The following is a 21908-nucleotide window of genomic DNA, read 5'->3' as shown; positions in this document are numbered from 1 at the left end:
AAGGGCCCCCGCCGGTGCGGGGGCCCTTCCTCGTCAGGTTCCGGACCGCCGGGCGAACAGCCCCTGGACCAGGGCGTGATCGGACTCGGGAAACGTGCGGACGTCCGCGTCCCGCGCGGAGAAGTGGCGCCGGGTGGCGAACACGTAGTCGATCTTCCGGCCGCCGGCGGTGGCCCTCCGGGCGGCGTCGGCCTCCACGAAGCGATCCGTGAGAAGGGCGAGAGCCGGTGCCTGGGGCGGGAGGTTGAGGTCCCCGGCGAGCACCAGGGGAAGGTCCGCGGGGAACTCGGCCATCCGGTCCCGGATCTCGCGCAGTTGTTCCGGGGCCTTGGCGTAGGTGTGGGCCGTGCAGGCCACGAGCCGCATCCCGTCCAGGCGCGTGCGGGCGCACAGCAGTCCCCTGTGCACGGGCGCCGTACGGCCCTTTCCGGTGTAGGTCTCTGCCCCGGTGTGCGTGAAGCGGCGGTAGTCCTGCCGGCCGTCGGGAACGTCACCGCGGCTGAGCACCGCCGATCCGAAGCGGCCGCTGGTGCCGCAGGCCGGCACGTTGTCCAGCGCGGAGGCGTACGTTCCGTCCATGCGCAGGCCGGCGCGGGCCAGTCGGTCCTTCAGACCGCTGTACTGGGTCAGACAGATCTCGTTCACGGTGATCAGGTCCGGTCGCAGCCGCGCCGCCTCACGCACCAGCCGCGCGACGGACGTGCCGGGTCCCGAGCCGCCCGCGTTCCACGGGCAGGCCGCGGCGGCCCCGCAGAGGTTGTACTGCAGGACGCGGACCGTCCCCGGCCCGCTCGGGGAGCTGTCCTTGCCGCCGGGGACGGCGAGCGCCGCCACGAGCAGCACCGCCGCGGCGCCCGCGGGCCACCACGGCCTCAGCCTGCTCCGCACGTCCCCTGCCCTTCCGCCCGTCGGCTCGCAGGAGCGCCCCCGGCCGTCACCAGTCGCCGGCGAACGGTCGGTGCTCGCACACGTCGCCGCAGGCGTGCCGGGAGGCACCCAGCGCACGGATGGGGCTGTCGTCGGGGATGCCGACGACCTTGAACGTGCGGGGGGTGGGCGCGGACTCGGCGGCGCCGAACAGGGCGATCACATTCACCGTGTGCACACCGGGGCGCCAGGGATGGGCGTGGGTGAACGCCCATTCCCCGTTGTCGTTCACGCCGGTCGCCCCGATGAGCACGTCCCCCTCCAGCAGGACGATCTTCGTCACGCCGGGGCGCACGGTTCCGGAGAAGCGCGGCCGCGGCCCGGAGAAGGCGCCGTCGGCCGGCCCGTTCACGACGGGCGGGGGAACGTCGGTGAGCACGGTGAAGCGGTGCTCGACCGCCGCCGAGCAGCCGTCGGCGCGCAGCCCCACGCACTGCACGACGTGGTCGCCGGCCGGCCAGTTCACCGACCGCCGCCACGACCACTGGCCGGCACTGCCGACGCCGGTACCGCCGAGGTAGTGGCCCTGCTCGAAGAAGAGCAGATAGTGCGTGCCGGGCGCGGCGGCACCGGTCAGCTTCACCATCGGCCCGGCCAGGCCGCCCGGTGCCGGCTTGGTGATCCTCGGGGCCTCGCCCACCGGCTGGGCGTACAGGGCCGCCTCGGGGGTCTGGACGGTGAACTCGCCCGACAGCGGCGGCATCACCGGCGGCTCCATGAGCCGTTCGACGCTCACGTCGGCCTTGTCGAGCACCCCGAGGTTGCACAGGTCGGCCACCACGATCCGGGCCACTTCGGAGGCACCCGTGTGGTTCAGGTGCGTGGAGTCGATGCTTCCGTCGGGGTGCAGGGGGTGCTCCCCGGCGTCCACCCAGCTGAAGTACTGGCGCAGCCGCATCGGGCCGATCTCCGACCACAGCTGCGTGGTGCGCTGGTTGAGGTCGATCAGGGGGACGCCCAGACGGTCGGCCACCTCCCGCATGGCCTGGGGATAGTGGCCCAGCGTGTTGAGCACCTCGCCGGTCGCCGAGAAGGCGTACCGCGCCATGGGGGTGACCATCACCGGTATGCCCCCTTCCTGGTGCACATAGGTGGCGAACAGCCGCAGCAGTTCCCGGTACTCGGGGATCGGCACGTAGCGGGTGCCGTTGTGGATCATGTGATCGACGCAGCCGAAGCCGATCAGCACGATGTCCGAGCGCTTCATGCGGTTGAGCATCGCCGGGAAGCGTTCGGTGAAGTACTTGCGGGTGGTCATCGCGCTGCGCGCGTAGTTGGCGACCTCGACCGGGCCGACGAGGAGGTCCTCGATCTTCTGGCCCCAGCCCGCCATGGGGGCCTCGTCCTCCGTCCGCGGGGCGGGCACGGAGTCGCCCAGCACGAATATGGTTCGGTTCACGTCTCGTCCATCCCTATCGGTCGACCACGTTCATGGCCATGGCTCCCGAGGCCGAGCAGTACGGCCGTACCCAGACCGGGCGGGCGGGGTGGACCACGGCATAAGGGGAGGCCTCGTCGCCGACCATCGGCAGGGACGGGTAGGCGTAGGCGCCCTTGACGTCGGGGAAGTCCTCCAGCAGATGGCACACACGCACCTTGCGCCGGTCGGCCGGGTCCGGCTGCAGCCACCAGTCCCAGTCCTCCCAGCGCTCCAGTCGGCGGTCGACCACCTGTCGCACCGGCACCTCGGCCCGGAAGGCCTGCCGGCCCAGGACCTGGACGGGGACGGACACGTTCTGGGTGCGCGGACCACGGCGGCTGACGACGAACAGGGCGCCCGGTTCGATCCGGCGCTCTCCGCACAGCACGCCCCGCACGGTGATGCGCCCCTCCCCGACCTCGACGCCGGTGCACTCGGCATGGTGCTCACGCAGCACCGTGCGCAGCATCAGCCGCCCGTTGGGCTGGGCGTACGGCAGGTTCCAGACGACGGGGCCGGTCGGCGGGCGGGCGACCAGCCGGGCCCGCGCGTCGATCAGTGCCCGGGTGTCGCGCAGCCCTGCCTTCATGTGCACGGTCTGCGACTTGGCGGTGCTCATGGTCACCTGCCAGCGGCCGTCGCCGAGTGCGTCGAGGGCCGTCGGGGTGATCACCGCGGTGTAGCGGGTTCCGCCGTTGTCCAGAGCGGTGCGGGAGGTGCGCAGGGGAAGCTCGGGGCGGGGCTCGCCGTCGGACGGGTTGTGACGCAAAACGAACTGCCAGCGCCGGCGGCCTTCGCCCGGTCCCTCGGCGGACAGCCGCAGCCAGCCCGCGTCGTCCGCGGTGACGTCGACGGTGGCGGCGCCGAGCGTGAGGGGCGGCACGGTGAGCCGGTCGGCGCCCGCCTTCCGCGCGCCGGCGGGGGCGCGGTAGCCGCGGTCGGCGCCGGCGCGGCGGCGGGCGGCGTCGGCGAACAGCTCCAGGTAGCGGTCGGCGACGGCCGCCGGGTCGTAGCGGGCGGCGTTGCGCAGCGCGGCCGCGCCCATGGTGCGGCGCAGGGACTCGTCGGCCATCAGGCGGCGCAGGCCCCAGGCGATGCCCTCGACCTCGCCGTTGGGCACGAGGAACCCGTCCTCGCCGTCCCGCAGGATCTCGCGGGGGCCGACGGGGCAGTCGGTGGAGACCACCGGCAGCCCGCAGCGCATGGCCTCCACCAGGGTCATGCCGAAGGACTCCGCGCTGGAGGTCACCGCGGCGATGGAGCCCTTCGCCCACTCGGACTCGATCGGCGAGAAGCCGCCCATGAGCAGCGCCCGGCCGGTGAGGCCGAGTTCGGTCACCAGGGCGCGCAGTTTTCCGGCCTCCCCGCCGTCGCCGTAGATGCGCAGCTGCCAGTCGGGGAAGTCCTCGGTGAGGCGGGCGAAGGCGCGGATGAGCAGGTCGTACCGTTTGATGCGGTGCATGCGTCCGGCGCTGACGACGACTTTGCGGGTGCAGTCGGAGGGCGTGACGGACGGCTCGGGCACGCTGTTGGGGATGCCGATCACGGGGATGCCGGGGATCGGCGTGTTCTCCTGGAAGGAGCGCGCGTCCGCCTCGGTGACGGTCGTGATGGCGTCCAGACGTGGGTAGACGCGGGCCATCTCGGCGCGTACCGCGGGCGGGATGGCCAGGTGGGTCATGTGTTCCTGCGCGACGCGCAGCGCGCCGTCCCGGGTGTGGGCGGCGACGAACAGGTTGAGGCTGGGCCGGGTGCCGACCACCACGTCGGCGGAGGTCCGCTCCAGTTCCCGGATGATCCGGCCGTCGGTGAACCTGCTGTACTGCGCGTAGAACTCCTCCTGCCGGGGCACCACGTCGCTGGGCTCGTCGCTGCCGGCCGCGCCGCGGTCGGGGGAGCCGGGGCGCAGATCGACCAGGGCCCGGACCGTCACGCGCGGGGAGATCTCGAACTTGGTGGTGGTGGCCCGCCGGAACACCGAGACGATCTCGACGTCGTGGTGGACGGAGAGCGCCTCGGCGAGGTTGATGACGGTCCGGTTGGTGCCCCCGATGCCGTAGACGTTGTTGATCAGGAAGGAGATCTTCACCGGGTCTCACGCTCCTTGCGCTCGAAGGGGCTCGGCACGGGGTAGTACGCCTGCAGGAAGGTGCGGAGCATCGCCGTCTGGCGTGCCGTGTCGTGGCCGTCGGAGAGCGTGTCGTTGATGCAGAACGCCTGCCGGTCGCGGCGGGCCAGCAGGATGCCGAGCCGGCGCCGGATCTCGGGCTTGGCCAGATCGAGGTAGGCGAAGGCGATCTGGGAGGGCACCGCACGCCCGGTCAGGTACGCGTAGTAGTGGTACAGGGAGGACGGGACCGAGATGTCCGTGGGGCTGCGGAACCGGCTGTAGGAGGTCCTCCTGTGCTCCTCGGCGAACTCCTGCTCGATCTCCTGCAGGACGCTGCGGCGCAAGGCGTACGGTGCGTGCCGCAGTTTTTGCACCAGGGCGGTGCCGAAGCGGTCCATGAGCAGCCGCCGGTTGTTCTTGCCGGCGGCGTCCACCGGCCGGTCCCCGGGGGTGAGGTCCCAGCGGGGTACCTGGGACGGTGAGAAGAAGGTGCGGGTCATGCCGTTGGAGAGGAAGAAGTCCTGCGGGGTGACGGGGCGGCCGAGGAACATGTCGTCGTTGAAGTACAGGAAGTGCTCGGCCAGGCCCTTGATGTGGTGCAGACGGCTTTCGATGGCGTGCGAGTTGAAGGTGGGCAGGGCGGCCGGGTCGTCGAAGATCTCGGAGTGGTCGACGACGGTGAGCCGCGGGTGGCCGTCGTTGAGCCAGGCCGGCCGCTGGCGGTCCGTCACCAGGTAGACGTGGCGCACCCAGGGCGCGTTCTGCTCCAGCGCGCGCAGGGAGTAGCGCAGTTCGTCGCGGCTGATGTAACGGGCGGCGTTGGCGGACTCCGTGTGGTAGCCCCCGGGGCCGAACGCGGCCCGGCGCTGCTGCCAGGCCGGGTCGTTGCCGTCGACCCAGGTGTAGACGACGTCGATGGGGAAGCGCACGTCCTCGGGCAGGGGCTCGGCGCAGGGCCGGATGGTCCGCACGGCGCGGGTACGGCGGGTGTGCAGGGCCGCGAAGCCGGTGAGCCGGCTGACCGGAACGGTGACGCGGGGCTCGTCGAGGGCGACGTCCTCGGTGACCCGGTTCGGACGCGGGGCGACCAGGCGGCCTTCACGGCGCTGCCAGAACTCCAGGTCGCAGCCGTACTCCAGGCCCAGCACGAGGGAGCCGGCCGGATCGCTCCAGACCATGCCGATCCGCAGGACGGACGCGTGCCGGGGCAGGCGCCGTCCGGGCCGGGAACCGCACAGCACGGCACGGCCCTGGGCCGCCTGGCCGCGACAGGCGTGCAGATAGACCGGGCTGTGCTCGGCGAGGCGTGCGAGCACCCGGGCGACCCGGGCGCGGTCGGCCTCGGCGACGGCCAGGCAGGACCGGTAGTCGGAGGCGCCGCGGATCGCGAAGTAGTCGACGCCCGCCTCCTCCAGCGCGGTCACGACGAGTTCGAGGTTGGCCTCGCGCAGGCCGAGCGGCGACACGGTGGGCCGCACCAGCGCGATCCGGGCTCCGGGCCCGGCCAGCGCCGCGAGCCGCTCGCCGCCTTGGAACAGGTGCGGCCAGCGGCGGCGGGCCCGCAGCCCGCGCAGCAGCCGGGTCAGGGCGCCGAAGACGTGCAGGCGGCGCAGCACCTGCTTGAGCAGGGTGCGCAAGCGCGGCGGGACCACCCGCGCGATGCGGCCTCTCAGGCCGGCGGGTACCAAACTGCGGTAGGCCCCGACCGCAGCGGACGCCTCGGGATTGCCCGTGTTCACCGGTGGCCGACCGCCTCGCCGACGGTGCCGGGCACGGACGTGTGGTCCTCCTCGAACACGCTGGGGACGGGGAAGTAGCGGTGCAGGAAGTCGACGACCGCCTGGGTTCCGCCGGTGCGGTGCGCCTCGTCGGTGCCGAGGCCGAAGAGCTGGATCTGCTGGGTGTCCCGGCGCACCAGCAGCCGTTCCAGAGGGGTGCCGATGCCGGGCAGCGCGGCGTGCAGGGCCACGGACGCCTCACCGGAGGGCTCGGCGAATCCGTTGACCTGCGCGAAGTGGTGGACCAGGCCGTCCAGGGGGTGGGTGCCCGGCACCGCGGGCGCGAGCTGGCCGTCCGGCAGCTGCAGGGGGGCGGGACCGGCCTCGGCCAGCCGGGCGAAGATCTCGGCGCGGTGCGGCTGGGGTCCGTGCGCGTAGCCGTGTGCGGTGATCCGGCCGGTGGCGGAGTAGGCGGCACGCGACCAGGGCGCGAAGGACTCCTGCGCGTTCCAGGGGCCGCGCCGGGGGCGACTCTGGCCGTCCGGGGTGAAGTAGTCGAAGGGCCGCACCGGCCGGCCGAGCACCGCGCCGGGGCGCAGCAGCAGGAAGTGCTCGGCCACGTCCGGCAGCCGGTGCAGCAGCCACTGCGCGCCGGGCCGGGCCTCGAGCACGGTGAGCCGCTCCCCGGCGCGCAGCCAGGCCGGCGGCTGCGCCTCGGCGACCACGTGGACGACGTCCACCCAGGGCGCGTACTGGTGCAGGGAGCGCAGCGCGGCCCGCAGCAGTTCCTCGCCCCAGGGGGTGGGGTGCTGCCACAGCAGGACGGCGTCGACCGGGAAGTCGATCTCCTCCAGCCGTGGCACGTCGAAGCCTTCCAGGGTGATCGTCGGTTCGAGGTCGCCGTCGATGTCGCTGTAGCCGCACAGCCGGTCGAGGCCGATCTCGACGCCGGGTGCGTCGCTGGGCACGGCACGCTGGACCCGGTTGGGGCGCGGGCCGATGAGGCGTTCGGTGGCGAGTGCGGTGTTGACCGTCCAGAACTCGATCTCGATGCCCTGGTCCTCGCCGACCCACAGGTTCTCCGTGGGGTCGGTCCGCAGCCAGGTGACACGGATCACGCGGGCCTTGCCGTAGTGCTTCCACGCCTTCATGTGGCTGCCGGGTGTGTCCTGGGTGTCGTTCCTGGCGGGCGAGACGGAGACGACGTAGCCGGTGTGCTCCTCCAGCAGCGCGCGCAGCACGCGGCGGACAGCGCCCTTGTCCCGCTGGTCGACGGCCAGGCAGATCCGCCGGTCGTCGAGCGCGGGGACGGCGAACCAGGGGATCTCGGCGACGTCCAGGGCCTGGGTCACCAGATCGTGGTCGAACCGGCGGGCGAGGTCGGCGGTGAGGCCGGCGTGGACGTGGCCGATGCGTCCGTCGGGCGCGGGGGTCCGGCGCTCGGACCCGCCGAGTCCGGCGCGGCGCACCCGCCGCAGGGCCCGCCGGTGCAGACGGGCCTCGCGGCGCCGCAGGGTCCGGGCGAGCTGGGCCTTGACCTTGCGCCGCACGCCGACGGGCAGCGTGGTCGCGGCGACCGAGCGCACCGGCTGGGGAACGAGCCGCTTGTAGACGTGAACCGCTGAGTTCATCGACGTCGGGTCGGGCACGTCATGAACTCCGCTTCATCGTTCGTAGGGACTGGGGGTGGGGAAGTAGGCGTTGAGGAACCCGTCCAGCAGCTCCTGCTGCGCCTCGATGTCCTCCGGGGTGGAGAAGGCGTCGTTGAGGCAGAAGGTGTCCTGGTCCCGGCCGTCCAGCAGGCGCTGCAACCGGTCCGCGAGGTCGGGCACGGCGAGCTGGAGGTAGGTGAAGGGCATCGAGCCCGGCTGTGCCCGTCCGGTCAGGGCCGCGTAGTACAGGGCGAAGGACGAGGTCGGTGACAGATCGGTCATGGCCCGGAACCTGCTGGCCGAGGTCCGGGCCCAGGCCTCGGGGAAGTCGCGCTCGGCCTCCTCCATCGCCGAGCGGCGCAGGGCGTAGGGGATGTGTTCCATGGGCTGGGTGATCACTCGGCCGAATCGTTCCTTCAGCAGCGCCCGGTTGTTCTTGCACGCCGCGTCGACGGGGCTGTCGGTCTCCACCACCGGGCCCTGCGGAATGCGGTTGCGCGACGGGAAGTAGCGCGCGGTTCCGGTGGGGGTGAAGAAGGCGTGCGGGGCCACCGGGCGGCCGATGAACATGTCGTCGTTGAAGTACAGGAAGTGCTCGGCCAGACCCTCGATGCGGTGCAGCTGGCTCTCGATGGCGTGCGAGTTGAACACCGGAAGATCCGCCGGGTTGCGGAAGATCTCCTTGTGGGTGGCGATGCGCAGCCCGGGCAGGTCCTCGCGCAGCCAGGCCGGCACCTGGTCGTCGGTGACGATGTAGACGTTGCGGATCCACGGCGCGAACAGGTGCAGCGAGCGCACCGAGTACCGCAGCTCGTCCCGGCTGATGAAGCGCGCGTCGCTGGCCGACTCGGCGTGGTAGACCTCGCCCTTGGCCTGGGCCTTGCGCGCCTGCCAGGCCGGGTCGTTGCCGTCGACCCAGGTGTAGACGGCGTCGACGGGGAAGGCGATGTCGTCCGCGCAGTTGACCAGGAACTCCGGCCGGGTGGCGAGCGCCGGCGCCAGGTGGGCCGGGGTCCAGTCGGAGACGAAGCGGCTGAACAGCCGGGCGGCGCCGAGCACATTGCTGCCGTCGGCGGCGACGGCCCAGGCGGCGCGGTTGGCGCGCGGCGCCACGAGGTGGGTGCCCTGCCGCTGCCAGAACTCGATCGCGCAGCCGTACTCGTGGCCCAGCAGCAGATGGCGGCCGGGGTCGGTGCGGTACCAGCTGATCTGCAGCACCCGGGCGCTCGGGACGTCGCGCCAGGCCCGCGGGTCGCGCGAGGAGACCGGCTTGGCCGGCCGGGGCGAGTCCGGATCCACCACGCTCAGGTGGCCGGGGAACTGGCTCAGCCCCCGGAACACGGCGGAGAGCACCCGCTCCCGGTCCTCCTCCGCGACGGCGACGACCGTGCCGTGGTCCACCGTGCCGCGCACGGCGAAGTGGGCGACACCGACGGCGTCGAGCAGGCCGGACAGGGCGGACCGGTTGGCCTCGCGGGCCGCCAGCGGGGTGAGCCCGGGCTCGACGTAGACGTCACCGTGCTCCGCGGTCAGCGTGGTCGTTGCGGCGACCGCGGGACCGGGCGCCGCGCGGCGCTCACCGGAGTACGGCCGAGCCGGGTTCGGCACCCGGCCGACGACGTGATCAGATACGGCCGTCACGCCGCCGCCCCTTCCGGGCAGAGGCACGCAGCATCACAGCCATCCTCCCCATTCCCCCGCAGGCCGTGGGCCCTTGAGCACTCGCGGTCGCCCGCCCTCGCGCCCCCCGGGCTCGAACCGCGACCGCACCACCACGCGCAGGTAAGAACCATCACGCGTTTCACATAGAAATTTAACCTTCACAGGTCGCGCACATCATCACCATCGGTACCTGCACCTGTCAACTACACGCATGAATGACGCAGAACACATAACGAAGTGACGACCACTTGAACAGCCGGGCGACGGTGCGCACCGAGGGCCGTCCGGGCGCCGCCGTCCGCGCACCGCCCGATATTCGGTCTATAGTTCGGGCACACCACGGCGCTCGGGCGCCACGCGGGCCCGGTCCTCCCCCCACTCGTGCCCTGCCCCCGCAACGGACCAAGGCATCGAGCCACTTGACCGAGAGAGGACTGAGGTATGACGCAGGCGCCCACGGGGACGGGCCCCCGCAGATCGAGGCGCGCACCGTCGGGTCACCGGGCCGCCGCCCGGCCACGCCCCCGGCGACGCGTCGGGCGGTGGATCGTGCTGAGCCTGGTGGTGCTGGTGCTCGCGGCCGGCGGCACCGCCTACTGGCTCTACAACGATCTGAACTCCAACATCAAGGGCGTCGACATCGACCGGGCCCTCGGTGACAACCGCCCCGAGAAGCTGCCGACCTCCGGGCAGAACCTGCTGGTGCTGGGCTCGGACTCCCGGGCCGGCGCCAACGCGGCGCTGGACACCGGCAAGGTGGCCGGGGCGCGTTCGGACACCGCGCTGGTGATCCACATACCCGAGGGACGCAGCCGGGCCGTGGCCGTCAGCATCCCGCGCGACACCCTCGTCACCCGCCCCGAGTGCACCGGACGGGACGGGACCACGCTGCCCTCGGCGCGGCGGGTGATGTTCAACTCCGTGTACTCGCTGGCCGGTCCGGCCTGTGTGGTCAAGACGGTGGAACAGATGTCGGGGGTGCGCATGGACCACTTCGTGGAGGTCGACTTCGCGGGCTTCAAGGGGCTGGTCGATGCCATCGGCGGCGTTCCCGTCACGATCGACCAGGACATCCGCGACACCTCCAGCGGCCTGAACCTGACCGCGGGTACCCACCGCCTCGACGGCACCCAGGCACTGCAGTTCGTCCGCACCCGGCACGGCATCGGCGACGGCAGCGACCTCGGCCGCATCGGACTGCAGCAGAAGTTCCTCATCGCCCTGCTGGCCGAGATCAAGAAGCAGGACCTGCTGGGCAGCCCCACCAAGACCTACACCATCGCCGACGACCTGACCTCGGCGCTGACGACCGACTCCGGGCTCGCCTCGCTGACCAAGCTCGCGGAGTTCAGCCGCAGCATGAACGGGGTCGATCCCGCCACCCTGGAGACGATCATGCTCCCGGTGCAGTACGACACCCAGGACCCCAACCGGGTGGTGGCCGCCGAGCCGCAGGCCAAGGAGCTGTGGCAGGCCCTGCGCACGGACCGGGACATTCCCGAGTCGGCGAAGAAGTCGCCGGCCAGGGGCGGCACGACCCCCTGAGCCGCCTACCGCCGGGCAGCGGCGCTACGGCGCCTCACCACCGCTGCCCGGCAGGTCCCGCGCACTGCCGGCGTCGCGTCAGAAGCGGTCCCACGACCCCAGCGCGAACCCCGGGGCATCGCTCTGCCGGGCAACCCGCAGTGCGCCGTCCGGATCGATGACGGCGAGCACCACGCGCCCCAGCCCGTCCAGCGCCAGCGCCGGCGCGCCCAGGGCGCGTTCGCCCGTCGGCGACCACCACACGCCGGCCTGTTCGTTCTCCGTGCCGTACACCGCCAGCGCCACCTGCCAGTCGAGGTCGCGGTGGGCCAGCACGGTGCAGTCGTAGCCGTCCAGCTGCGCGCGCAGCGCGGCCACCGGCTCCCCGTCCGGAGCACCGCCGAGAGGGATCACCCACTGCCCCGGCCGGTGCGCGACGAGGCCGCCCGTGTCCGGATCGGCCCAGTAGTAGGTCGTCCGCTCCGGCCCGGTCGGCAGGGCCGAGGCCGTGCCCGGCGCCACCCGCACGGGAATGTTCGGCTCCCGCCGGAACTCCCCGTCGGCCTCGCCCTGCTGCCACCGCATCGCGAACGTCTCGCCGGTGGCCAGGACTTCGATGCGACCGGAGGAGTGCGCCACGGCGGTCAGTCCGTCCCGCACGCCGCTGCCCTTGAGGTCCTGCCACGGCTCCCACCGGCCGGTGGGGCCCTCCCGGCGCAGCATGACGCCACCGCCGGCGTTGCGCGCGAACACGTGCACACGGCCCGAAGCGCTGACCGCCGCCGCGGGCACACCGAACCGGGCGGCCTTCTCCCGGTCCTTGTGCGGGTTGCCCAGCGACCGCCACTCGGTGACCGGCCGGCCGGTCTGGTACTGGATCGCGTGGACGACGTCGACGGCGGGCTCCCCCTGCGGCCCGGGCACTTCACGCCGGCCCAGGAAGTGCACGTAGGTGTCGGCTCCCTGAACCACCGCCAGGTGCGTGAGTCCCGCCACGGGGAAGAAGTCGGGACCGGACCACTGCGGGCCGCCCGGCCTGAGTTCGGTCCAGCGCAGCAGCCCTTCGGCTCTCCGCGCGTACGCCGTCAGCCTGCCGTCCTTGCCGCGGACGAGCCAGCGGCCGGCGACGCCCTGCGTGGCGTGCCGCCCGGTGGCCGTGCGGTTCGCCGCGTTGTCCGCCTGGCCGCGCGCGGCGCGGCGCCCGGATCTGGTCCGCATGAGGTGACATGCCCCTTCCGTGACGTGACCTCGGCACGGCGGATCGCCTGTCCCGAACCTGTGTACGGGCGGCCGAGCTGGCCCATCATAGGTGAGCACCGGGTGAACACAGCAGGGGGATCATGTGGACGCACCGCACCGGCGGCCGACGGCGCGCGGTACGGGCAGGGCGCGGCGGGACGGCGGCGACCGGACCGGGGCCGGCGGGCCGGCGCCCGCCGGGCCCGGGGCGGCGGCGCCCGAGGGGGCACTCAGGCGGCCGTCACGGCCGTGCAGGAGCCAGCGGCCGTGACGGTGGCCCGTGCGACCCTGGTCCCATGAACGACACCCCTGACCTGCTCGTGATCGTCGACGCTGCCAACGTCGTCGGGTCGGTGCCGGACGGCTGGTGGCGGGACCGGCGGGGCGCCGCCGAGCGGCTGCGGGACCGGCTGGCCGCGGACGGTGTGCCCCGGCTCGCCGAGCGGGCGGAGATCGTGCTGGTCGTGGAGGGCGCCGCGCGCGGGGTGCACACGGTGCCGGGGGTACGGGTCGAGGACGCGCCCGGCAGTGGGGACGACCACATCGTCGGCCTGGTCGGGCAGGCGGCCGGCCGCCCCACGCTGGTCGTCACGGCCGACCGTGAACTGCGGCGCCGCGTGACGGAGCTGGGGGCCGAGGTGACCGGCCCGCGGGCGATACGCGACTGAGCCCGGCCGCGGGCCGGAAGCAGCGGGCCGGACGCCCCGGGGGTTCGCGGGCCGGAGAGTACGGGTCATGGATCGCGCCGGAGACCTCGGGCCGCGGGCCGCTGCCACCCGCCCCGGCCTCCGGCCGTCACGGCCTGCCCGTCGGCCCCCCGGTCGTCGTCTCCCGTGCGCGGTGGGCCAGGCGGCTGTGGGTGCGGCCGTAGAGGAAGTAGACGACGAAGCCGATCGCCATCCAGATGGCGAAGCGCAGCCAGGTCTCGGCGGGCAGGTTCAGCATGAGCCACAGGGAGGCGAGCACGGAGAGGATCGGCACCAGGGGCACCAGCGGGGTGCGGAAGGCGCGGTCCAGGTCGGGACGGGTGCGGCGGAGGATGATCACGCTGAGAGCGACCACGATGAAGGCGAACAGGGTGCCGATGTTCACCAGCTCGGCCAGCTCGCTCAGGCTGGTGAAACCGGCGACGACGGCGATGACGGCGCCGAGCAGGAGGGTCGGGCGGTAGGGGGTGCGAAAGCGCGGGTGGGTGTGGGAGAAGAAGCGCGGCAGCAGGCCGTCGCGGCTCATCGCGAAGAACACCCGGGACTGGCCCAGCAGCAGGATCATGCACACCGTGGTCAGGCCGACGGCCGCGCCGAAGCTGATCAGGCCCGCGAACCAGGGGTGGCCGGTGGATTTGAACGCATCCGCGAGGGGGGCGTCCACGGACAGCGCGCTGTACTTCTGCATGCCGGTGACGACGATCGACACCGCCACGTACAGCGCGGTGCAGATGACGAGGGAGCCGAGGATGCCGCGCGGCACGTCGCGCTGCGGGTTGCGGGTCTCCTCGGCGGCCGTGGCGACCACGTCGAAGCCGATGAAGGCGAAGAAGACCACGGACGCGGCGGTGAAGATGCCCATGACGCCGAAGTGCGACGGCGCCCAGCCGAAGATCAGCTGGATGAGCGGCGCCTTGAGGTTGCCGCCCGCCGGCACCGGCTGAGCCTTCGGGACGAACGGCTGGTAGTTGCTGCCCTTGACGAAGAAGGCGCCCGCGATGATGACGATCAGCACGACGATCACCTTCACCGCGACGACCACCGAGGTGACGCGTGCGGAGAGCTTCATGCCGACCACGAGGATGGCGGTGAGGGCCAGGACGAGGGCGGCGGCGAGGATGTCGAAGCCGAACCCGGAGGCGGCGTCCCGGCCGGCGAGGTACGCGGGCAGGTGCCAGCCGGCGTTGTCCAGCAGCGAGTGGATGTAACCGGACCAGCCGACGGCGACCACCGCCGTGCCGAGCGCGAGTTCCAGCACCAGGTCCCAGCCGATGATCCAGGCCGGGAACTCGCCGAGCGAGGCGTAGGAGAAGGTGTAGGCCGATCCGGCGACGGGGACCGCGGAGGCGAACTCGGCGTAGCAGAGCGCGGCGAGCGCGCAGACCACGCCGGCGACGACGAAGGACAGGGCCACGGCGGGCCCCGCGATGTTCCGGGCGGCCGTACCGGTGAGCACGAAGATGCCGGTGCCGATGATGACACCGACGCCGAAGACGGTCAGGTCGAGGGCGGAGAGCGACTTGCGCAGCGCGTGTTCGGGTTCCTCGGTGTCTCTGATCGACTGTTCGACGTTCTTCGTCCGGAACAGCGTGTTGCTCACGGGCCTACCTCCCACGCTTGTCGCCTCGCCATGGCTCGACATGATCGAGAGGGCTGGGGATGCGCATGCCCCGGCACTGGCAGGTTCACGCAGACGGGCCGGTTCCGCCACCTGGAGGCGGTGGCGGAACCGGCCCGTGCGGGCCCGGCGTCCGGGTGCTGCGGCCGTGCCCGTGGCCGCCGGGGTACCGGGCGGGGTCAGTCGCGCGCCGGCTGCGCCGCCGGGTCGACGTCGGCCGTCTCCTCGTCGGCGGCCCGGGCGCCGGGGCGCAGCCGGGCGTGCGGCAGGCCGTCGAGCTTGGCGACGAGGCCGGTGACCTGGCGGGCGATGTCCGGCGCGGTCAGGCCGATCTCCGCCATGACCTCGGCGCGCGAGGCGTGGTCGAGGAAGCGCGGCGGGATGCCGAAGTCGCGCAGCGGGACGTCGACGCCCGCGTCCCGCAGGGCCTGGGCGATGGTGGAGCCGACGCCGCCGACACGCGAGTTGTCCTCGACGGTGACGACCACGCGGTGCCGTTCGGCGAGCGGGGCCATGGCCTCGTCGACGGGCTTGACCCAGCGCGGGTCGACGACGGTGGTGGAGATGCCCTGCTTGTCGAGCAGGTCGGCGATCTCCAGGCACATGGGCGCGAGGGCGCCGACCGAGACGAGCAGCACGTCCGGGGTGTCGGTGCCCGGCTCGCGCAGCACGTCCATGGCGCCGACCCGGCCCACGGCGGGCACGGCGGGGCCGACCGCGCCCTTGGAGAAGCGCACGACGGTCGGCGCGTCGTCGACCTCGACGGCCTCGCGCAGCTGGGCGCGGACCTGGTCGGCGTCGCGCGGAGCGGCCAGGCGCAGGCCGGGGACGACCTGGAGGATGGACATGTCCCACATGCCGTTGTGGGAGGCGCCGTCGGTGCCGGTGATGCCGGCCCGGTCCAGGACGAAGGTCACCCCGCACTTGTGCAGGGCCACGTCCATCAGGACCTGGTCGAAGGCGCGGTTGAGGAAGGTGGCGTAGACGGCGAAGACCGGGTGCAGCCCGCCGTGGGCGAGGCCGGCCGCGGAGACGGCGCCGTGCTGCTCGGCGATGCCGACGTCGAACACCCGGTCGGGGAAGGCCTTGGCAAACTTCTCCAGGCCGACCGGCTGGAGCATCGCGGCGGTGATGGCCACGATGTCCTTGCGCTCCTTGCCGAGCTTGACCATCTCCTCGCCGAAGACGCTCGTCCAGTCGGCACCGGAGGTGGCGATCGGCAGGCCCGTGTCGGGGTGGATCTTGCCGACGGCGTGGAAGCGGTCGGCCTCGTCCTGCAGGGCGGGCTGGTAGCCGCGGCCCTTCTCGGTCAGGCAGTGCACGATGACGGGGCCGCCGAAGCGCTTGGCGCGGGTGAGCGCGGACTCCAGGGCCTCGATGTCGTGGCCGTCGATCGGGCCGAGGTACTTCAGGCCCAGGTCCTCGAACATGCCCTGCGGGGCGATGAAGTCCTTCAGCCCCTTCTTGGCGCCGTGCAGGGTGTCGTACAGGGGCCTGCCGACGACCGGGGTGCGCTCCAGGACCTCGCGGGTGCGGGCGAGGAAACGCTCGTAGCCGTCGGTGGTGCGCAAGGTGGCCAGGTGGTTGGCCAGGCCGCCGATGGTGGGCGCGTAGGAGCGCTCGTTGTCGTTGACGACGATGACGAGCGGGCGGTCCTTGGCGTCGGCGATGTTGTTCAGCGCCTCCCAGGCCATGCCGCCGGTCAGGGCGCCGTCGCCGATGACCGCGGCGACGTGGCTGTCGCGCTGGAGGATCTGGTTGGCCTTGGCGATGCCGTCGGCCCAGCCGAGCACGGTGGAGGCGTGGCTGTTCTCGATCACGTCGTGCTCGGACTCGGCCTGGGAGGGGTAGCCGGACAGGCCGCCCTTCATCTTCAGCTTCGAGAAGTCCTGCCGGCCGGTGAGCAGCTTGTGCACGTAGGACTGGTGGCCGGTGTCCCACAGCACCTTGTCCTTCGGCGAGTGGAACACCCGGTGCAGGGCGATGGTCAGCTCGACCACACCGAGGTTGGGGCCGAGGTGGCCGCCGGTCTTGGAGACGGCGTCGACGAGAAAGGTCCGGATCTCCTCTGCCAGCTGATCCAGCTCCTCCAGGCTGAGCCGGTCCAGATCGCGCGGTCCCGTGATGCGGGTCAGCAGCGGCACCCGTGCCTCCTTGCAGTAGAGCTGATCGAGCTTTCAGCGGGCTCGACGAGTCTAATGTTCCGCCCGAGCGCCCGGTGTCCGGGCGGGGGGTCGCGGGTCACACGTACGGCCGTACCCGTCCGTGACCCGCACGGGACGCGCGTGTGCCCGGCACCGCACACGGTGCCGGGCACAGGCTCCGGGGCGTGACAAGCCCCGGGGGTCGGCCGCGGTCAGGCGCGGCCGGCCGTCTTCTGGGTCTTGCGGGTGACGGCGTCGATGACGACGGTCGCCAGCAGGACGCCACCGGTGATCATGTACTGGACCGGGGAGGCGATGCCCTCCAGGGCGAGGCCGTACTGGATCGAGACGATCACGAGGACGCCGAGCAGCGCGTTCCAGGTGCGGCCGCGGCCGCCGAAGAGGGACGTGCCGCCGATCACGGCCGCCGCGATCGCGTTCATCAGCAGGTCACCGCCGCCGGCGCCCTGGTTGGCGGCGACGATCTTGGAGGCGATGAACAGGCCGCCGATGGCCGCGAAGGTGCCGGAGATCGCGAACACCGAGATCCGCACCGCCGCGACGTTGATACCGGCGCGGCGGGAGGCCTCGACGCTGCCGCCGAGCGCGAAGACCTTGCGGCCGTAGGAGGTGCGGCGCAGCACGAAGTCGGTGACGAACAGGATCGCCACGAAGATCAGCACGGCCAGCGGCAGGCCCTTGTACTGGTTGAAGATGAACGCCGCGGCGAAGGAGACCACGGCCAGCAGCACGGTGCGCAGGACGGTGTCGCTCAGCGGCTTGGACGGCACCCCGGCGGCCTCGCGGCGCTTGTTGCCGAAAAACGCGCTCAGGAAGTACAGCACCGTCACCGCGAGGGCCAGGCCGTAGGCGGCGGCCACGTCGGAGAAGTAGTAGCCGGTCAGGTTGGCGACCAGGCCGTCGGCGTTGAGGTTGATCGTGCCGTTGTCGCCCAGGATCTTGAGCATGAAGCCGTTCCAGAACAGCAGGCCGGCCAGGGTGACGGCGAACGCCGGCACACCGATCTTCGCGAAGAAGAAGCCGTGGATGGCTCCGGCGACCGTGCCGGTGAGGATGGCCAGCACGAAGGCCAGCACCTCGTTCATGCCGTGGGTGACGTTCAGCACCGCGAAGGCGGCGCCCGCGACGCCGGAGACGGAGCCGACCGACAGGTCGATCTCGCCGAGCAGCAGGACGAACACGATACCGACGGCGATCATGCCCGTGCCGACCATGGCGACGGAGATGTCGGAGAGGTTGCCCGCGGTGAGGAAGTTGGAGTTCAGGCTCTGGAAGATGATCCAGATGATCACCAGGCCGATGACGACGGGCAGGGAGCCCAGGTCGCCGGCCTTCATCTTCCGCTTGAACTCGGTGACGTAGCCCGCGAAGCCCTGCTCGCGCACCAGCAGGCGGGGGTCGACGGCGGTGGCCGCGCCGGCCGCCGCCTCGGTGTTCTCCACCGCGCCGTCCTTGGGGGGCGTGGAGGTCTTGTCGATGCTCACTTCTTGATCTCCCCATTGCTGCGCGCCGCACGACGGGTCACGGCGTTGTCCGTGGCGCCGGTGATGGCGGAGATGATCTCTTCCTGCGAGGTCGACTTGACCTCGAAGACGCCGTTGTTGCGGCCCAGGCGCAGGACGGCGACCTTGTCCGCCACGGCCTTGACGTCGGCCATGTTGTGGCTGATGAGGATCACGGCGTGACCGCGCTCGCGCAGCCGCTCCACCAGGTCCAGGACCTGCGCGGTCTGCTCGACGCCGAGGGCCGCGGTGGGCTCGTCGAGGATCACCAGCTTGGGCTCGCCCAGCATGGACCGGGCGATGGCCACGACCTGGCGCTGACCGCCGGAGAGGGAGGCGATCGGGATGCGGACGCTGGGGATGCGGATGGAGAGCTGGTCGAGCAGCTCGCGCGAGCGGCGCTCCATCTCCACCTCGTCGAGCACCCCGCGCCGGCGGATCTCCCGGCCGAGGAAGAGGTTGCCGACGACGTCGATGTTGTCGCACAGCGCGAGGTCCTGGTAGACCGTCGCGATGCCCAGGTTCTGGGCGTCCTGCGGCTTGCCGACCTGGACGGCCTTTCCTTCCCATTCGATGACGCCCTCATCGATGGGGTGCACGCCGGCGATCGTCTTGACCAGCGTGGACTTTCCGGCGCCGTTGTCGCCCACCAGGGCGACCACCTCACCGGCGTGGACCTCAAGCTCTACGTCGGTGAGCGCCTGGACGGCACCGAACCGCTTGGAGACCCCGCGCAACGCCAGCACGGGCGTAGCGGACACGTGAACCATCTCCTTCGCCGCCTGTCCCGGCGGGAGGTTGTGCAGAAGTTTGGTGGGGGATGTTCCGTCCGGCGCCCCGCAGGCGAGCTTGCGGGGCTGTCTGGTGACGCGGGGCGCCGGCGGAGCCTGGGGCGCCCTCGGCCCGGCGGGGAGTCCTCGGACTTCCTCCCGCCGGCCTCGGGGCGCGCGATGTGCCTGCTGCGGGCCGGTTACTTCAGGCCGATCTTGTCGCAGGCGGCCTTGTACTGGCCGGTGCAGATGTCGGCGACGGTGTAGATGCCGTCCTTGATGACCGTGTCCTTGATGTTGTCCTTGGTCAGCGCCACGACCGGGACGATGACGGACGGGATGCCCTTGGTGGTGGCGCTGTCGGTCTTGTCCTTGGCCACCGAGTCCAGGGACTTGCCCTGCGCGAGGTCCACGGCCATCTCCGCGGCGACGCTCGCCTCCTGCGGGTAGGACTTGTAGACGCTCATGTACTGCTCGCCCGTGACGATGCGCTGCACGCCCGCCAGTTCCGCGTCCTGGCCGGTGACCGGGATGTTGGAAAGGCCCGCCGCCTTCAGGGCGGTGATGATGCCGCCGGCCATGCCGTCGTTGGCGGAGTAGACGCCGACGATGTTCTTCTTGCCCAGCGCGGAGATGGCGCCCTCCATGTTGGAGTTGGCGTTCTCCGGCTTCCACTCCTTGGTGTCGTACTCCTTGCCGATGTTCACCTTGCCGTCGAGCACGGAGTGGGCGCCCTGCTTGAACTGCGCGGCGTTGGGGTCGGTGGCCGAACCGTTCATCATGACGATCTTGCCGGACTTGGCCTTCGAGCCGAGCGCCTTGAGCAGCGCCTCGCCCTGGGTCTTGCCGACGGTCACGTTGTCGAACGAGGTGTACGCGTCGATCGGGCCCTCGGCCAGGCGGTCGTAGGCGACGACCTTGATGCCGGCGTCCTTCGCCTTCTGGATGGAGTTCCGGATGGCCTTGGAGTCCACGGCGTCGACGATGAGGACGTCCACCTTGTTGGTGATCATCGTCTCGACCTGCTGGTTCTGCAGGCTGGCGTCCTGCTTGGCGTTGGCGTAGACGACCTTGCCCTTGTTGTTCGTCAGCTCCGCGACCTTCTTCTCGATCTGCGGGCGGTCGAACTTCTCGTACCGCGCGGTCTGGTTCTCCGGCAGCAGCAGACCGATCTTGATGTCGTCGCCCTTCTTGGTGGACGAGGACGACGAGGCGGAGTCGTTGCTGTCCTTGGACTCCTTGGCACTGCCACAGGCGGCGAGCGAGACGGCCATGGCAGCAGCGGCAACAGCGAAGGCCGCACGACGCATACGCGTGTTCACTTCCTCAAACCTCCCTGACGAGGCCGCGTCGTTGCGGCCGAGGTGGCTGGAAGTCAACTCGGCCACACGTGCGACGTCAAGAAGTAAATCCTTAACGAGATGGCAACGGTGCCATCCGTTCTCTAAGTGAAGGCAGGTGCCGCCGAGTGCGGGCTGCCCGCCGCGGCCGAGTCCAAAAGCGTCGAATCCCCCATCTCGCTCAGCGCGAGCGCGAGCGCCCCGAGCACCTCCGCGCGGCCCCCAAGTGCCCCGGGAAGAATGGTCAGTTGGCGGGCGGCGCTGGGGATGGCGTAGCGGCCGACGGACTCCCGGATCGGGCCGAGCACCAACTCGCCCGCCTCCGCCAGATCGCCGCCGAGCACCACCCGGCTGGGGTTGAGCAGGTTGCACAGGTTGGCGACGCCGCTGCCGATGTGGCGGCCGACGTCGGCGATCACCCGGCGGCAGCCCGGGTCACCGTCGCGGGCGAGGCGGACGACGCCCTCCATGGTCAGGTCGGCGCCGTGGCTGGGCTGCAGCAGCGGCAGCACGAACGGCGCGGCGGTGAAGGGCTCCAGGCAGCCGCGGGTGCCGCAGCGGCACACGGGACCGGCCTCGTCGAGGGTGATGTGCCCGATCTCGCCCGCGGTGCCGCCGGGGCCGCGGTAGATCTTGCCGTTGATCACCAGTCCGGCACCGACACCGCTGGCGATCTTGATGTACGCCAGGTCGCGCACGCCCCGCCCGCTGCCCCAGACCAGCTCGCCCAGGGCGCCGAGGTTGGCGTCGTTGTCCACGTGCACGGGCACGCCCAGGCGCCCGCGCAGCTCCTCGGCGGGCTTGATGCCGCCCCAGCCCGGCAGGATGGCGGTGGAGCCCAGGGTGCCGGACTCCACGTCGATGGGGCCGGGCACACCGAGGCCGACGCCGGCGATCTTGGAGTGGTCCACCCCGGTGGCCGCGACCAGGCGGTTGACCAGCTCCTCGGCCCGGTCGAAGCCCTGGCTCCAGGAGGCGTCCACGTCCAGCGGCTCGGACTCCTCGGCCAGGACCTGGTGGGCCAGGTTCCCGATCGCGACCCGCAAATGGGCGTGCCCGAAGTCGACGCCGATCACGATCCCGGCGTCCCCGCTCAGGGACACGCTCCGGGCCCGGCGGCCGCCCGCCGAGGTGGGCGTGACCTGCACCGTTCCGCCGTCTTTCAACTCCCGCACGATGTTGGAGACGGTGGCCGCGGACAGACCGGTGGTCCGCGCGATCTCCGCCTGGGTGAGGGATCCGGCAAGACGCACGGCACGTACGACCCGCTCCAGGTTGGCTCGGTGCAGCGACGACTGCGACCCTGGAGTCTCCACGACGACCTCCTGAGCGCGGGGCCGCTCCGGTGAGGCCCCGTCTATCCAACAAGTGAACTCTAAGATGAGCCGTTCGGGTTGGCTCCCGTCAAGAGGTTGAACCGTTTCGAGGCACCCGGCCATGATGCCACCGGCGTGATCGGGCCGGTACGCAGCGCCACGGCGAGGGGCGCCCCGCGGGCCCGCGCACCGCGTCGCACGCCCGCGCGCCCCGCCCCCGCCGCGGGCACGCCGAAGC

Annotated in this window: 15 protein-coding genes; 2 read left to right on the top strand and 13 right to left on the bottom strand. The window is 71.8% G+C overall.

Features of this window, described 5'->3' with window-relative positions:
* Positions 1-33: 33 nt before the first annotated feature.
* The 6 genes from GV126_RS25340 to GV126_RS25315 are packed head-to-tail and all read right to left on the bottom strand — an operon-like array spanning position 34 to position 9468.
* Positions 34-888, bottom strand: a complete 855-nt coding sequence (locus GV126_RS25340; RefSeq protein ID WP_159671013.1) for an endonuclease/exonuclease/phosphatase family protein — start codon at positions 886-888, stop codon at positions 34-36.
* 46 nt (positions 889-934) lie between these two features.
* Positions 935-2326 carry a GDSL-type esterase/lipase family protein gene (locus GV126_RS25335; protein WP_159671010.1) on the bottom strand — a complete coding sequence of 464 codons (1392 nt, stop codon included), beginning with the start codon at positions 2324-2326 and terminating at the stop codon, positions 935-937.
* Positions 2327-2339: 13 nt separating this feature from the next.
* The gene (locus GV126_RS25330; protein WP_159671007.1) at positions 2340-4436 is read right to left on the bottom strand and encodes a glycosyltransferase family 4 protein; all 2097 of its coding nucleotides are present in this window, start codon (positions 4434-4436) and stop codon (positions 2340-2342) included.
* A complete protein-coding gene (locus GV126_RS25325) occupies positions 4433-6196 on the bottom strand; it encodes a stealth family protein (protein WP_159671004.1) in 1764 nt (587 codons plus the stop codon). The genes GV126_RS25330 and GV126_RS25325 overlap by 4 nt, the downstream gene beginning before the upstream one ends.
* Positions 6193-7824: a sugar phosphotransferase gene (locus GV126_RS25320; RefSeq protein ID WP_159671001.1), complete on the bottom strand. Its 1632-nt coding sequence runs from the start codon at positions 7822-7824 to the stop codon at positions 6193-6195. The genes GV126_RS25325 and GV126_RS25320 overlap by 4 nt, the downstream gene beginning before the upstream one ends.
* Positions 7825-7839: 15 nt before the next feature.
* Entirely contained in the window at positions 7840-9468 is a 1629-nt protein-coding gene (locus tag GV126_RS25315) for a stealth family protein (protein ID WP_236570099.1), read from the bottom strand.
* A gap of 462 nt (positions 9469-9930) precedes the next feature.
* Here GV126_RS25315 and GV126_RS25310 point away from each other — a divergent pair, with 462 nt between their 5' ends.
* Positions 9931-11034, top strand: coding sequence for an LCP family protein (locus GV126_RS25310; RefSeq protein WP_159670998.1), 1104 nt, complete (start codon positions 9931-9933; stop codon positions 11032-11034).
* Between the two features lie 78 nt (positions 11035-11112).
* On the opposite strand, the gene GV126_RS25305 is transcribed toward GV126_RS25310, so the two are convergent.
* Entirely contained in the window at positions 11113-12231 is a 1119-nt protein-coding gene (locus GV126_RS25305; RefSeq protein WP_159670995.1) for a PLL family lectin, read from the bottom strand.
* Between the two features lie 317 nt (positions 12232-12548).
* Between GV126_RS25305 and GV126_RS25300 the strand changes: the two genes are divergently transcribed.
* The gene (locus tag GV126_RS25300; protein WP_159670992.1) at positions 12549-12920 is read left to right on the top strand and encodes a PIN domain-containing protein; all 372 of its coding nucleotides are present in this window, start codon (positions 12549-12551) and stop codon (positions 12918-12920) included.
* A 127-nt stretch (positions 12921-13047) separates the two neighbouring features.
* Here the strand turns inward: GV126_RS25300 and GV126_RS25295 are convergent, their stop codons facing one another.
* The 6 genes from GV126_RS25295 to GV126_RS25270 all read right to left on the bottom strand — a co-directional run bounded on the left by GV126_RS25295 (position 13048) and on the right by GV126_RS25270 (position 21670).
* The gene (locus GV126_RS25295) at positions 13048-14559 is read right to left on the bottom strand and encodes an amino acid permease (RefSeq protein ID WP_159670989.1); all 1512 of its coding nucleotides are present in this window, start codon (positions 14557-14559) and stop codon (positions 13048-13050) included.
* A gap of 197 nt (positions 14560-14756) precedes the next feature.
* The gene (gene dxs / locus GV126_RS25290) at positions 14757-16721 is read right to left on the bottom strand and encodes a 1-deoxy-D-xylulose-5-phosphate synthase (protein ID WP_159670986.1); all 1965 of its coding nucleotides are present in this window, start codon (positions 16719-16721) and stop codon (positions 14757-14759) included.
* A 212-nt stretch (positions 16722-16933) separates the two neighbouring features.
* Positions 16934-18226: a sugar ABC transporter permease gene (locus GV126_RS25285; RefSeq protein WP_159670983.1), complete on the bottom strand. Its 1293-nt coding sequence runs from the start codon at positions 18224-18226 to the stop codon at positions 16934-16936.
* Entirely contained in the window at positions 18223-19014 is a 792-nt protein-coding gene (locus tag GV126_RS25280) for an ATP-binding cassette domain-containing protein (protein ID WP_185948157.1), read from the bottom strand. Before GV126_RS25280 ends, GV126_RS25285 begins: the two co-directional genes overlap by 4 nt.
* Before the next feature lie 200 nt (positions 19015-19214).
* The gene (locus GV126_RS25275) at positions 19215-20324 is read right to left on the bottom strand and encodes a sugar ABC transporter substrate-binding protein (protein ID WP_185948190.1); all 1110 of its coding nucleotides are present in this window, start codon (positions 20322-20324) and stop codon (positions 19215-19217) included.
* Positions 20325-20458: 134 nt separating this feature from the next.
* Entirely contained in the window at positions 20459-21670 is a 1212-nt protein-coding gene (locus GV126_RS25270; RefSeq protein ID WP_159670974.1) for an ROK family transcriptional regulator, read from the bottom strand.
* Positions 21671-21908: the final 238 nt, after the last annotated feature.

This window comes from Streptomyces mexicanus, from assembly GCF_902506575.1.
GTDB classification, from domain to species: Bacteria; Actinomycetota; Actinomycetes; order Streptomycetales; family Streptomycetaceae; genus Streptomyces; species Streptomyces mexicanus.
Note: the sequence above shows the minus strand (reverse complement) of the source record. Positions and strands in the feature narration are given on the sequence as shown.